This window comes from Bacillus mojavensis (assembly GCF_012648005.1).
Taxonomy (GTDB): domain Bacteria; phylum Bacillota; class Bacilli; order Bacillales; family Bacillaceae; genus Bacillus; species Bacillus mojavensis.
The window spans coordinates 746843-760272 of record NZ_CP051464.1; the positions used below are offsets into that span (position 1 = coordinate 746843).

Annotated in this window: 16 protein-coding genes and 1 pseudogene; 16 read left to right on the top strand and 1 reads right to left on the bottom strand. The window is 47.6% G+C overall.

Features of this window, described 5'->3' with window-relative positions; genetic code table 11:
• Nucleotides 1-152: 152 nt before the first annotated feature.
• The 5 genes and pseudogenes from HC660_RS03835 (at nucleotide 153) to HC660_RS03855 (ending at nucleotide 3516) form a co-directional block, all read left to right on the top strand.
• Nucleotides 153-872, top strand: coding sequence for a YebC/PmpR family DNA-binding transcriptional regulator (locus tag HC660_RS03835; protein WP_010333282.1), 720 nt, complete (start codon nucleotides 153-155; stop codon nucleotides 870-872).
• Between the two features lie 136 nt (nucleotides 873-1008).
• Nucleotides 1009-1377 carry a spore coat protein gene (locus HC660_RS03840; protein ID WP_168747135.1) on the top strand — a complete coding sequence of 123 codons (369 nt, stop codon included), beginning with the start codon at nucleotides 1009-1011 and terminating at the stop codon, nucleotides 1375-1377.
• Between the two features lie 110 nt (nucleotides 1378-1487).
• The gene (locus tag HC660_RS03845; protein ID WP_101863668.1) at nucleotides 1488-2069 is read left to right on the top strand and encodes a TetR/AcrR family transcriptional regulator; all 582 of its coding nucleotides are present in this window, start codon (nucleotides 1488-1490) and stop codon (nucleotides 2067-2069) included.
• Between the two features lie 81 nt (nucleotides 2070-2150).
• Nucleotides 2151-2603 carry a nuclear transport factor 2 family protein gene (locus HC660_RS03850; RefSeq protein ID WP_168747136.1) on the top strand — a complete coding sequence of 151 codons (453 nt, stop codon included), beginning with the start codon at nucleotides 2151-2153 and terminating at the stop codon, nucleotides 2601-2603.
• Nucleotides 2600-3516, top strand: a pseudogene (locus HC660_RS03855) (NmrA family NAD(P)-binding protein). The gene HC660_RS03850 and the pseudogene HC660_RS03855 overlap by 4 nt, the downstream one beginning before the upstream one ends.
• Here the strand turns inward: HC660_RS03855 and HC660_RS03860 are convergent.
• Entirely contained in the window at nucleotides 3506-4489 is a 984-nt protein-coding gene (locus tag HC660_RS03860) for an amidohydrolase family protein (RefSeq protein ID WP_168747138.1), read from the bottom strand. The pseudogene HC660_RS03855 and the gene HC660_RS03860 sit on opposite strands and share 11 nt — an antisense overlap.
• A gap of 251 nt (nucleotides 4490-4740) precedes the next feature.
• Here HC660_RS03860 and HC660_RS03865 point away from each other — a divergent pair, with 251 nt between their 5' ends.
• The 11 genes from HC660_RS03865 to HC660_RS03915 all read left to right on the top strand — a co-directional run bounded on the left by HC660_RS03865 (nucleotide 4741) and on the right by HC660_RS03915 (nucleotide 13427).
• The gene (locus tag HC660_RS03865; RefSeq protein ID WP_010333289.1) at nucleotides 4741-5370 is read left to right on the top strand and encodes a TetR/AcrR family transcriptional regulator; all 630 of its coding nucleotides are present in this window, start codon (nucleotides 4741-4743) and stop codon (nucleotides 5368-5370) included.
• 73 nt (nucleotides 5371-5443) lie between these two features.
• Nucleotides 5444-5692, top strand: coding sequence for a spore coat-associated protein CotJA (gene cotJA / locus HC660_RS03870; RefSeq protein WP_010333290.1), 249 nt, complete (start codon nucleotides 5444-5446; stop codon nucleotides 5690-5692).
• The gene (cotJB, locus tag HC660_RS03875) at nucleotides 5676-5939 is read left to right on the top strand and encodes a spore coat protein CotJB (protein ID WP_010333291.1); all 264 of its coding nucleotides are present in this window, start codon (nucleotides 5676-5678) and stop codon (nucleotides 5937-5939) included. The genes cotJA and cotJB overlap by 17 nt, the downstream gene beginning before the upstream one ends.
• A gap of 14 nt (nucleotides 5940-5953) precedes the next feature.
• Entirely contained in the window at nucleotides 5954-6523 is a 570-nt protein-coding gene (cotJC, locus tag HC660_RS03880; protein ID WP_010333292.1) for a spore coat protein CotJC, read from the top strand.
• A gap of 122 nt (nucleotides 6524-6645) precedes the next feature.
• Nucleotides 6646-7191 carry a GNAT family N-acetyltransferase gene (locus HC660_RS03885; protein ID WP_168747139.1) on the top strand — a complete coding sequence of 182 codons (546 nt, stop codon included), beginning with the start codon at nucleotides 6646-6648 and terminating at the stop codon, nucleotides 7189-7191.
• Nucleotides 7192-7243: 52 nt separating this feature from the next.
• Complete coding sequence (locus tag HC660_RS03890) at nucleotides 7244-7525, top strand: YesK-like family protein (RefSeq protein ID WP_168747140.1); 282 nt, start codon at nucleotides 7244-7246, stop codon at nucleotides 7523-7525.
• A gap of 114 nt (nucleotides 7526-7639) precedes the next feature.
• Entirely contained in the window at nucleotides 7640-8269 is a 630-nt protein-coding gene (locus tag HC660_RS03895) for a YesL family protein (protein WP_168747141.1), read from the top strand.
• Nucleotides 8266-9999 carry a cache domain-containing sensor histidine kinase gene (locus HC660_RS03900; protein ID WP_168747142.1) on the top strand — a complete coding sequence of 578 codons (1734 nt, stop codon included), beginning with the start codon at nucleotides 8266-8268 and terminating at the stop codon, nucleotides 9997-9999. Before HC660_RS03895 ends, HC660_RS03900 begins: the two co-directional genes overlap by 4 nt.
• A complete protein-coding gene (locus HC660_RS03905; protein ID WP_168747143.1) occupies nucleotides 9999-11114 on the top strand; it encodes a response regulator transcription factor in 1116 nt (371 codons plus the stop codon). The genes HC660_RS03900 and HC660_RS03905 overlap by 1 nt, the downstream gene beginning before the upstream one ends.
• A gap of 103 nt (nucleotides 11115-11217) precedes the next feature.
• Nucleotides 11218-12501: an ABC transporter substrate-binding protein gene (locus tag HC660_RS03910; RefSeq protein ID WP_168747144.1), complete on the top strand. Its 1284-nt coding sequence runs from the start codon at nucleotides 11218-11220 to the stop codon at nucleotides 12499-12501.
• Nucleotides 12498-13427 (top strand): carbohydrate ABC transporter permease, encoded by a 930-nt coding sequence (locus HC660_RS03915; RefSeq protein ID WP_168747145.1) that lies wholly within the window; start codon nucleotides 12498-12500, stop codon nucleotides 13425-13427. Before HC660_RS03910 ends, HC660_RS03915 begins: the two co-directional genes overlap by 4 nt.
• The last annotated feature ends 3 nt before the right edge of the window (nucleotides 13428-13430 follow it).

Consider the following 13430-nt stretch of genomic DNA (forward strand, 5'->3'; position numbering starts at 1 on the left):
TATTGGAAGTTTGTGTCGTCTCGTACTTTTAAACTACCGCCTTCCTTCTATTTCTAACGCAAGACACTCGAAACAACCAAACCATTTGAGGTATAATGGTTAAAGTGAATAACAGTATTTAGATTGATATATATGAAAGAGAGTGGAGCATCATGGGCCGTAAGTGGAACAATATTAAAGAAAAGAAGGCGTCTAAGGACGCAAATACGAGTCGGGTTTACGCAAAGTTTGGCCGTGAGATTTACGTGGCGGCGAAGCAGGGCGAGCCTGATCCGGAATCCAACCAGGCGCTGAAGGTTGTGCTTGAGCGCGCGAAGACTTACAGCGTGCCGAAAAATATCATTGAACGTGCGATCGAGAAGGCGAAGGGTGGAGCGGAAGAAAATTATGATGAGCTTCGTTATGAGGGCTTCGGGCCGAACGGATCAATGATTATCGTTGATGCGTTGACGAATAATGTGAACCGTACGGCACCGGAAGTGCGTGCGGCGTTCGGGAAAAATGGCGGAAACATGGGTGTGAGCGGATCTGTCGCTTACATGTTTGACGCGACGGCTGTTATCGGTGTGGAAGGCAAAACGGCTGATGAAGCGCTTGAAATTCTCATGGAAGCGGATGTCGATGTCCGCGATATTTTAGAAGAGGATGACAGCGTGATCGTCTATGCGGAGCCGGATCAATTCCATGCGGTGCAGGAGGCGTTTAAAAACGCGGGTGTCGAGGAATTTACGGTAGCGGAGCTGACCATGCTTGCGCAGAGTGAAGTGACACTTCCTGAGGATGCGAAGGAACAGTTCGAAAAGCTGATTGACGCGTTAGAGGACTTGGAAGACGTTCAGCAGGTGTATCATAACGTAGATCTTGGTGAATAAAAAATGAGCAGACTGTCATGGTCTGCTTTTTTTATTGTCCGGGAAATTGTTTTAGCAGTTTATAGGCGGGTGTCTATACGCGCTGTAAGACCTTCTCATACGCTGGACTGTAACCTATGTGAAGGAGAGATTGGATATGACTGATACAAGACACTTCTGCTGCGGACCCGGTTTTGGCGCTTACCCAGGCTATGGTGCAGGCGGTCCGGGATTCGGAATGTACGGAGGCGCGGGCTATCCGGGCCATGGCATGTATACAGGGATGGGCCATCCAGGTTATGGAGGCGCAGGCTATCCGGGTTATGGCATGTCTGGAGGATTCGGCGGCTACCCAAGCGGAGGCTATCCGAGCTACGGAATGCATTATGATAATGATGGACATCACCACCATTACCCTGATGGACATTACGGGCACCATCAGGATGGAAATTATGGGCATCATGATGGTAACTATGGGCACCATCACCACCAAATGGGGCACTGGGGAAAAGACGGCCATAAATAAAAAGCGTGAAAAACGGACACTCTTGCTGATCAAGGGTGTTTTTTGTTTTTCTTTTTCTTGACTGTTCAGTCTGGAAAAGGTAATATCTTCTTGTAGGAGGTGATATTCGTTTGGGTAGAAATAAAGAATTCGATACCGCGCTTGTTTTGCGCAGAGCGATAGAGGTTTTTGGAGAGTACGGCTACGAAGGCACGTCGCTGCAAGAGCTGCTTTCTCATTTAGGTATTGCGCGCCAGAGTTTGTATGATACGTATGGAACGAAGCGGGATCTATTTTTGTCCGCTGTGAAAACGTATCTTGAAGGAAAAAACGCGGCTGTTGTGGAAAGGCTTGAGGCACCGGGCTCTGTCAAGGAAGCCATTCGTGATATTTTTCAGGAGGGTGTGAATGTCCTGAAAGATCCTGAACGTTCAAAGGCGTGTTTTATCATCAACAGCGCTATTGAACAAATCCCGCATGATTCGGACCTTGCCCAGTACTTTGAAGGGCAGACGAAACAGCTTGAGGCGGCCTTTTATCAGGCACTGAGAAGGGCACAGACTGAAGGAGAATTGAAGGAACATCTTGATATATCGGCGCTTGCCCGATATTTAAACCAGAGCAGGCTGTCTCTGACGTTTATCGCTAAGGTTTCTGCTGATTTTGACCAGCTTCAGGATTATGTTGAAGTGAGTTTATCTGTCCTTGATTGACTTTTTTTGATAAAGGGTGCTTAGCCCTTTGACGCATTTTCTGGACTGAATGGTCTAAAATAAAATACGAGGTGATGATCCATGATGATGACGGAATACGAAAAAGCATGTGACACACTGAATAAATTTATGCAATATATGCTTGAAAAGGATATGGAGAGCTGGACAGAGCTGTGGGATGAACATGCCGTATTGGAGTTTCCCTATGCGCCAGAGGGATTTCCGGAAAGAATTGAGGGGAAGGCGGCTATTTACGATTATATTAAGGATTTTCCTGATAACATTCATATTTCTGCGTTTACTGCTCCGACAGTGTATCGTTCGGCTGATACAAACACGATCATTGCGGAGTTTCAATGTGAAGGCTATGCGATTGCGACTGGGCTACCTTACCGGCAAACCTATATCAGTGTGATTGAAACGAAGGACGGCAGCATTTTACATTATAAGGATTATTGGAATCCGCTTGTCGTCAATAAGACGTTTGGAGAAACCATTGAAACATTTATACAAACAGAGGAGGATGAAAAATGATGAGTCACGACCAGATTCTGATTACGGGAGGAACCGGCACGACAGGAAGCCGGATTGCGCAACGGTTAATTGAGCAGGGTTACAGCGTTCGCATCGCGAGCAGAAATAAGGGCAAAATGAGCAAGGCGGAGTATGTATATTTTGATTTGAAGGATGAGTCCAGCTTTACGCCTGCTTTGGAGCGGGTGAAGCGGATTTACCTCGTTGCGCCGGTTGGTGTGTTTGACCCGTCTCCTTATGTGCTTCCCTTTTTAAAAGAAGCGAAGCGGCTCGGTGCTGAACGTGTGGTAATGCTCAGTGCGTCCGCTGTTCCTGAGGATGGTCCTGTGTTTGGAGCATTGCATCGTGCAGTACACGGGTTTCCGGAATGGGCGGTGCTGCGGCCGTCATACTTCATGCAAAACTTCATCAATGTCCAGCATCGCATGTCCATTCAAACTGAGGGGCACATCATCACAGCGGCGGGTGAGGGAAAACTTGGTTTTATTGATGCCGATGATATTGCGGAAACAGCAGTGCGTGCTTTGATTGACATTGTGCCTCATAATACTCATCATATTCTAACGGGACCTGAGGTGCTGAACTACGCTGAGGCAGCGGAGATCATCGGAGCAGCGGCAGGACGTCCGGTGACGCATGTCAGCATTTCTTCTTCCGAGCTGAAAAACAGGATGGAAACAGCGGGTTTGCCTGCGGATTACGCGCGCTTTATGGCGGAATTAGATGAAGCGATCAGCCATGGTGCGGAACATCGGGTAACGGATACAGTGAAGCGTGTGACAGGAAAAGAACCCCGTTCGCTGACTGAGTTTGCGGCTGCTCATGCTGCATACTGGAAACGCTGATCTCATTTTGGACTGATCGATCTAAAAAGACCTTCGGCTCTGCCGAAGGTCTTCTTTTTATCTATTGAGTTTAAAAAGGCTTGCCGCGTTTTCGGTGCCGATTTTCATTCGGTCCGTTTCACTGATTGGACACTGGTCAAACCAGGAAGAGATTTCTTCCATCGATTCATACGGATAGTCCACCGAGAATAAGATGCGGTCTGAGCCGACCTCTAACAATGTATCAATTAATGCCTGTGTTCTGAATACGCCGCTTGTTGTGAGATAAAAGTTTTTGCGGAGGTATTCAGTCGGCGCTTTTTTATGGTTTCCATGGGTCTCAGGGCGCTGATGGCGCAGTCTGTGCTCGACACGCGGCAGCGTAAACGGCAGACCCTCGCCTAAGTGCCCGAGAATCACGGTCAAATCAGGATATTCGTCAAACAGGCCGCTGAGAATCAGGCGGATGGCGTGTGTTGCTGTTTCAACGCCAAAGCCCCATGCTGAGCCGAGGAGGCCTTCGTAGCCTTCATAAATACGCTGCTGATTTGGCAGCGGAATACGCGGATGCAGATAGACGGGAACCTGAAGCTGTGCAGCTTTCTCCCAGAAAGGGCGTACCTGTGGCTCGTCTAAATATTGAGCGGTATTTTCGTCTCCGATATTACTGTAGCCGTTGACCAGGGCGCCGACAAAACCGAGTTCGTTTACAGCCCGCTCCAGCTCCTTCGCTGCTTCTTCAGGATCTTGAAGCGGAACCGCCGCAAATGCTTTAAAACGGTCTGGATGTTTGGAAACGAAGAATTCCGCAGCGTGATCGTTCATTTGCTTTGCGAGTTTTACAGCTCTGTCAGGATCAGTGATGCCTTCAATACCAGGCTGTGTCAATGAGAGAATTGACGTTTGGATGCCGTTTCGATCCATGTCCTCAATCCGTTTCTCGAATTCCTGCAAGCGTTGTTGGACAGCGCTGAAATATTCATCGTCAGTAAAATTGTGACTTCCTGTTGCCGGAAAATCAGGAGATTCCCAGTGCTCTTCTAATGCAATTTTTCCATTCATGTCAAAAGGCTCCTCTCTTTTTCATGTCTGGTTTAGATCAGATGGAGTGCACTCATTTTACGTCACGAAGCTTCGTTTCAATAGGTAATGAACAATGTGTTTATTACTTTACATCATGTACAAGATGTAAGTTCATGGTACAGTAGATTTTGGGAAAAGGTCAATAAACAGAGAACGTGCAAACGTTTAGAAGAAGACATCAGCAGATGATTTGTCCAGAAGAAAATAAAAGTTAGACAAGGAGGTAAAAAATGTCTAAAAAAAATAAAGTAGATCCGAGAGTCAAAAGAACGAACAAATTTTTAAGAGACGCATTGATCGCACTGTTGAAAGAAAAAGAAGCCAATTCGATTACGATTCAGGAAATTACTGAAAAAGCGGATTTGACCCGCGGCACTTTTTATTTGCACTATCGGGATAAACAGGATTTTCTGTTTCAAAGCATGACGGAGGTTCTCGATGATTTGATCCAGCAGGTTAAGCCTGAGACGCCGGTGGAACCGGTCATTATTAATGAGGATCATCCGCCTGTTTCATTTGTGAAGCTCTTTGAGTACATTCATGAACACGCCGAGTACTTTCAAGTGATGCTGAGTGACAGAGGGCTTCCTCAATTCAGAAGTTTGATGGCGGAATTCGTTCAGAAACGAATTTACGAGGAATTGCTTTCATCTATTGAAGAATCTGAGAAACAGCTTCAGATCCCGAAAGAGATACTGGTCAGCTATATCACTTCCGCCCATATCGGGGTGATTTGTTCCTGGCTGGAGAGCGGCATGAAGTACAGTCCTTTATTTATGGCGAATCAATTAACACGTTTAACGCTCTTGGGACCGCTCCGGATAGCGGGGATAGAAAAACAAATCAAGCTTCCTTATTAAGAATTTCAGTCATAATGACGCCTCCTGTCTCATACCTATTAAGGTCATTGTTATTGAGAAAGGAGGAGCCAGAATGAAGGAGATGCAGCCATTTACACCTGTTAAATCATACACGCCCTTTCACAGCCGTTTTGATCCCTGTCCGCCCATAGGGAAGAAATATTACAGAACGCCCCCTAATCTCTATATGACCTTTCAGCCTGAGCATATGGAGCAGTTTTCGCCGATGGAGGCTTTAAGGAAAGGCACCCTTTGGAAGGATCTCTATGATTTTTATGAAAATCCTTATCGAGGGGGAGACGCACATGACAAAAAAGGTTGATGCGGAATATTACCGCCAGCTTGAGCAGATTCAAGCAGCTGATTTTGTGCTTGTTGAGCTGAGCCTGTATTTAGATACACATCCTGATGATGAAGACGCGCTGAAGCAATTCAATCAATATTCCGGCTATGCAAGGCATTTAAAAAGGCAATTCGAATCATCTTACGGACCGCTTTTGCAGTACGGCAATAGCCCCGCGGGCGAGGAGTGGGATTGGAATCAAGGGCCTTGGCCGTGGCAAGTATAAGGAGGAATGCCTGAATGTGGGTGTATGAAAAGAAGCTGCAATATCCTGTCAAGGTCAGCACGTGCAATCCGACGCTGGCGAAATATTTGATTGAGCAGTATGGCGGAGCGGACGGCGAGCTGGCCGCGGCTCTCCGGTATTTGAACCAGCGGTATACCATTCCTGATAAGGTCATCGGCCTTTTAACAGATATCGGCACGGAGGAGTTTGCCCATCTGGAAATGATTGCGACGATGGTGTATAAGCTGACGAAAGATGCGACGCCGGAGCAGCTGCGAGAAGCCGGGCTTGGTGATCATTACGCGAATCATGACGGCGCGCTTTTTTATCATAATGCGGCGGGGGTGCCTTTTACGGCAAGCTATATTCAGGCGAAGGGCGATCCGATTGCGGATTTGTATGAAGATATCGCAGCAGAAGAAAAAGCGCGGGCGACGTATCAGTGGCTGATTGATATTTCGGATGATCCTGATTTGAACGATTCCCTGCGGTTTTTGCGTGAACGTGAAATTATACATTCTATGCGCTTTAGGGAAGCGGTTGAGATTTTAAAAGAAGAACGGGATAAGAAGAAACTCTTTTAACAGCAATGGGGGCTCCCTTTCATGCATCCTTTTACATACAGACAAAATATTCTGTTTTTTTGTCGTTTGCTTGCATTATAATGGAGGTATGCATGTAAGTTAGTTTTGATCGGGGGGCCTTTATGTCATCTTTTAAGATTACGAAAGAAACAGTTGCAAATGATTTTTACGCCGGCCTGGCAGACCGTGAGGATGCAGAGCAAATAACGGGACTGCTCGTCCGTACGGCTGAATGGCTGCGGGACCGGGGCTCTGACCAGTGGAGCGGGCTGCTGGAGGGACATGACTCACATGATATTGTTGGCTCGATTGAAAGCGGACATGTGTTTGTGTTTCAAAAAGATCAAGAGCTGGCGGGTGTAGTGATGCTTCTGCCTGAGCCGAGCGAATGGGACAGAACGCTTTGGGGGGACGAGGGGCACGAAGAGTCCATCTATTTGCACCGTCTAGCGGTCAGCCGCCGGTTTGCGGGAAATGGGCTTGGGGCCGAGATTCTCACATGGACGGAGACGGGTGTTGAGTATCCGGGGAAGAAGCGGATCCGTCTTGATTGTGTTGCTGATAACGACGCCTTGCATTCCTTTTACAGGCGAATGGGATATGAATTCAAGGGATCAGATGCCTCGGGGTTTCATTTGTTTGAGAAAGAACTGAACAAGTCAGAATAAGCGTCCTTTTTAGGGGGCTTTTTTGCCTTTTTGAAAAGGGAGGACAGGGCGGATGTTCTTTTTTTATGTGATGGCCATTGCGACGGCTTGTATTTCTGCTTGTGTATCTATTTTTCTGCGCTTGAGGATGCCGCAAAGAAAATGGCCGGAATGCTTACTGGCCGTGCTGATTGTTCTCGGTGTGATCACAATTTGGTGCAGCATCTTTTTTGTCGGCGGCTGGGATGGCATGGCGCTGGGCATGCTTGGGATTCATGTGATAGTCGGAGCGTTTGCCGGGTACTTGATCGAGACGGTGTTCCGGCTGTTGAAAAGGCAAATCAAGAGAAGGTAAGGCATTTGCCGTCTCAAATGATGTCGAATTTTTTACGGGGCGGCAGGAATTTTCTTTCGAGTGGAGAAATACATATTACTTTACAATGAAAGCGTTTTCTGTAGTAGGAAGGTGATGTTGATGATACATAGCCTGACAAATGGGCTGAATCGTTTTTGTACATGGGTAATGAGACTGGCTTATGTCAATGTGCTGTGGGTCTTGTTTTCTCTTGCCGGGCTCGTTGTGTTTGGGTTGATGCCTGCTACGGCCGCGATGTTTTCGGTGGCGAGAGAGTGGGCGAAGGGGAACACGGATGTCCCGGTGTTTTCTGTCTTTACCCGGACGTTTAAGAAGGAGTGGGGGGCAGCTCAGCTGTTGGGGCTCATTCTGGTGACGGCCGGCTTGTTTTTGTTTGCGGATATACGGATTGCCGCTCAGATGAATCAGCCTGTGCTGGTGAATGTGTTTATGAGCATCGGATTGATTTTCGCGTTTGTGCTGTTATATGTGTTTCCGGTCTTTTCTCATTTTGACGTAAAGCTCAGACAGGTGCTGAGCATCAGCTTTTTGATTGCCTTCAGCCGGCCATTGGTGACGCTGATGATGGCAGCGGGTGCGGTCGGAATGTTGTTTCTTGTGCTGTTTCATGTGACGTTTTTGCTGTTTTTCAGCGGCAGTGCGCTGAGCTTGTTGTTAACGAAGCTGTCATTTAAAGCATTTATGTCAATAGATCAGCGTCAGGAGAAAGAAAAGGCGGCATGAAAGGAAGAGTCGCGGGCTGGTACAGGCGGATGAAGATTAAGGATAAGCTGTTTGTGTTTCTGTCATTGATTATGGCCGTGTCCTTTTTGTTTGTATACAGCGGGGTGCAGTACGCTTTTCATGTCTATGATGAACAGATTTACCGCAAATCCTCGGAGGTGCTGCGGATGTCTTCTGAACGGATTGAAGACGAGCTGAAGAAAATTGAAGATGTATCGTATGAAATTATTACCGATGAACACATTCAGCGCATTCTCAGCATGCAAAACCGTGATGATACGTATGACCAGTATCAAATGAAGCAGGAGCTGTGGGATCAGCTTGCGCAATATGCCGGCGATGAAAAGTACATTGATTCGATTCATTTGATTGATGCCCGCGGCTCAGAGTATTCCGCCGGAAGCAGTTCATCGGACCTTATGAAGCAGCAGCAGGAAGAGGTATTTGAACGGGCGAAAGCGCAAAAAGGCAGAAATCTTTGGATGACCCTAGGCAGTTCAGATCCTGTCCTGATTTCAGCGCGGCAAATCAGATCGTTTCATCAGCTGAGTTTAAATGGCTTGGGCATGGTGCTGATTCAAGTGAATGTGAAACAGATGATTCGTGATTTGCCGAAGGATTGGGGCGATTCGGTCGGAGATATGATGATCGCAGACAAGGACGGCAATCTGGTATATTCGGCACATGCATCGGTGCTTACGCCTGAGATGACAAAGCAGACGCTGCGGCATCCTGGTTATGACTTGGTAAAAAAGAATGGCAAACGTTATTTTATTTCTTTCCTTCAATCATCCTATCAAAACTGGAGCTACTACAATGTCATCCCCTTTGATCAGATGTTCGCGAAAATTTCCTTTATGAAAACGGTGATCGGTACGTGCTTTCTTTTGTTTTTTAGTGTGGTTTTGCTTTTCGGGCGGAAGATTGCCAACAGCATCACAGAGCCGATCGAGCAGCTTGTATCCGCAATGAAATCGGTGCAGCACGGCGGGATTGAGGCGGGCGTGTCGCTGTCACTGCCGGAACACACACAGGATGAGGCGGGAACGCTGAACCGCCATTTTACCGTAATGATGAAGCGGATCAATGAGCTGATGGAAGAAAATGTGGAAAAGCAGCTTATTATTAAAGAAACAGAATTGAAGGCGCTGCAAGCCCAGATTAACCCGCATTTTTTGTATAACACGCTTGAGTCCATCAATTGGCTGGCGAAAGCGAATCAGCAGAAGCAAATTTCTCAAATGGTAGAGTCGCTCGGTTTTCTCCTGCGAAACAGCATTCATATCAAAGAAGATACAGTGACCCTTCAGGAGGAGGCGGATATTGTGCTTCACTATATGACGATTCAGCGGTTTCGGTTTGAAGAGCGCTTGAACTTCACACTGGACATCGCCGAAGAGGTAAAGCATTGCCGAATTCCGAAGCTGACACTCCAGCCGCTGGCGGAGAATGCGATTCAGTACGCGCTTGAGCCTTTTACTCGTCCATGCGCCATCCGCATTCAAGCGAAAAAAACGGAGGACTGCGTCTGTATTACTGTCGAAGATAACGGGCCTGGCATGAACGAACGTATTCTTGAAAAAACGGGCGGAAGAGGGATCGGGCTCTGGAATATTCATGAACGCATCCGACTGATGTTCGGGGAGCCGTATGGCTTACGCATTCAAAGTGAGAAAGGGAAGGGAACGGCGATTTTGCTGACTATACCGTGCCGAAATGAGGTGGTGTGATGTACAAAATACTGCTTGCTGATGATGAGAGAATTATTCTTGACGGAATGGCAGGGATCATTGAGTGGGAGACGCTTGGCGCTTCTTTAGTCGGCAAAGCGCAGAACGGAATTGAAGCGTATGAGAAGATCGTAAACAAGCAGCCGCATATCGTCGTCACTGATGTAAAAATGCCCGGTATGGACGGGCTTGAGCTGATCAAAAAGGTGTCAGCCGTCTGCCCGTCCGTGCAATTTATCGTCCTGTCTGGTTTTGGGGAGTTTGAGTACGCGAAGGAAGCGATGAAATACGGGGTAAGGCATTATTTGCTGAAGCCCTGCAATGAACAGCAGATTATCCGTTCATTAGAGGAGATCATCGCCGAGCTGAAGCAGCATGATGTGCGGAAGAAGAAAGCCGCCCACCTGAAACATGAGCTGAATCATATCCGTTCCTTTGCGGCTGATCAATACCTGGAAGGTTTGATCGCCGGTGTCACCCAACTGTCTCCGCCGCCTTCGCTTGCAGGAAAGAAGATTCGCCTTATCATCGCGGAGAATACTCAGCCTGGAGATTCTGCGGCCAGAGAGGCGTTTGGTTCCGCGCTGACAGCTTTTTGCTGCAGCGGAGGACGTGCGGTGTTTGCCGTGGAGGAGGGCACGCCCGATCTGGAGAACAAGGCGGAAGACGGCTTGGCAGGCTGCCGGGTAATCATCAGCCGGACGGGGGAGCTGCGTGACGCAGGACAGCTATTCCGGGAAGCAACTGAAACAGCCGGTGACCAAAAGCGGAGTGATTTGATTTCTAAAATCACCAGGCTTGTCGCCGACGAGCTCGGCAATCCGAATCTCTCTCTGAAATGGGCAGCAAAAGAAATGCTGTTTATGAACCCTGATTATCTGGGGAAAATCTTTAAGCAGGAGACAGGGGAAAAGTTTTCTCAATATGTTACACGGGTGCGTCTTGAGCATGCGATGAAGCAGATGAAGCTGAGGCGGGATGTGAGTGTATCAGAAATCGCGGAAGAAATCGGATTCGGTGATAATCCGAAGTATTTCAGTCTTGTCTTTAAAAAATATACCGGTCTGACACCGTCAGAATTCAGAAGAAAACAGGGAGGCGCTTCCGCAGGATAGCCATCTCTGTTTTTTTTACTTTCGCCACTGTTTTTTGAGTGTTTCGCCCCGTCACAACCCTTTAAAATAAAATGTAAGCACTTACATTAAAGGGGGGATTGATTTGAAGAAGGTTTATTACGTGCTGCTGTCACTTGTATGCGTCTTTTTCTTCAGCGGATGTTCTGCGGGTGAAGAGGCGTCAGGGAAAAAAGAGGACATGACGCTCAGAATCGCATGGTGGGGCGGACAGCCGCGGCATGACTATACAACAAAGGTCATTGAATTATATGAGAAAAAGAATCCGCATGTCCATATTGAAGCGGAATTTGCGAACTGGGATGACTATTGGAAGAAGCTTGCGCCAATGTCTGCCGCGGGCCAGCTGCCTGATGTCATTCAAATGGATACGGCATATTTGGCGCAATACGGAAAGAAAAATCAGCTTGAGGATTTAACGCCATATATGAAGGACGGAACAATTGACGTCAGTTCAATCGATGAGAATATGCTGTCCGGCGGAAAGATTGACGGAAAGCTTTACGGATTTACACTTGGGGTCAACGTGCTTTCAGTGATTGCGAATGATGATCTGCTGAAGAAAGCCGGTGTTTCAATTCATCAGGAAAACTGGACGTGGAAGGATTATGAGAAGTTGGCGTATGAGCTGCAGGAAAAAGCCGGCGTATACGGATCTAACGGAATGCATCCGCCTGATATTTTCTTCCCGTATTATTTGCGCACGAAGGGTGAGCGTTTTTATAAAGAGGACGGCACGGGCCTTGCGTATCAGGATGACAAGCTGTTTGTCGACTATTTTGAGCGGCAGCTGAGGCTGGTCAAAGCAAAAACATCGCCAACGCCGGACGAAAGCGCCCAAATTAAAGGGATGGAAGATGACTTTATTGTCAAAGGCAAATCAGCCATTACATGGAACTACTCCAATCAATATTTGGGCTTTGCCCGGCTGACAGACTCACCGCTGTCTCTCTATCTGCCGCCTGAACAAATGAAGGAAAAGGCACTGACGCTGAAGCCGAGTATGCTGTTTTCCATTCCGAAAAGCTCTGAGCATAAAAAAGAGGCCGCGAAGTTCATTGATTTCTTCGTGAATAATAAAGAAGCGAACCAGCTGATTAAAGGCGAGCGGGGCGTTCCGGTATCCGACAAGGTGGCAGATGCGATAAAACCGGAGCTGAATGAGGAAGAGGCCAACATTGTGGAATATGTGGAAGCCGCGTCGAAAAACATCAGCAAAGCCGATCCGCCGGAGCCGGTGGGAAGCGCTGAGGTTATTAAGCTGCTGAAGGATACGTCTGATCAGATTCTGTATCAGAAGGTATCGCCGGAAAAAGCCGCCAAAACGTTCCGGAAGCAGGCCAACGACATTTTAGAGAGGAATAATTGACGGGAAATGGGGCTGACAGAATGAAAATAAGCCGGAGTAAGAGAAAAGACAATCTGGCGGGATATGCTTTTATTTCTCCGTTTATTATCGGCTTCTTTTGTTTTACGGTGATTCCAATGGGCGCGTCTCTGTTTCTGTCCTTTACAAGCTACGATCTGTTTACGGCGCCGAAGTGGATCGGGCTCGATAACTATAAGGAAATGTTTACGGGTGACGAAAAGTATTGGCAGTCGCTGAAGGTCACTTTCACGTACGTGCTTGCCGGGGTTCCGCTCCGCCTCGGCTTCGCGCTTTTTATTGCCGTCATTTTAAACAACGCGGCAAAGGGAACAGCCATCTACAGGACGCTGTTTTATCTGCCTTCGATCATCGGCGGAAGTGTGGCTGTTGCCATTATGTGGCGCAATATTTTCGGCAATGACGGGGTCATCAATGCGCTGCTGTTTTTCGTCGGGATCGATCAAAAAATTCTCTGGTACCAGGACCCGACAAGCGCGTTATGGACGCTGATTCTCTTGTCCGTCTGGCAGTTCGGGTCATCCATGCTGATTTTTCTGGCCGGGCTGAAAAACATTCCGGCATCGTATTTGGAGGCGGCCAGCGTGGACGGCGCAAACCGCGTGCAGCGCTTCTTTAAGATCACGCTGCCGATGCTGACGCCGATTATTTTCTTTAACCTGGTCATGCAGACGATTTCTGCTTTTATGACCTTTACCCCAGCCTATATCATCTCAAAAGGCGAGGGCGGGCCGCTTGACGGAACGCTATTGTATTCACTCTATTTGTTCCAGCGGGCGTTTAACTATTTTCAAATGGGCTACGCCTCGGCGATGGCGTGGATCATGCTGATTATTGTCGGGCTGATTACACTGATTTTATTTAAAACATCATCATATTGGGTTCACTACGAATCAAAGGAGGAATAACGG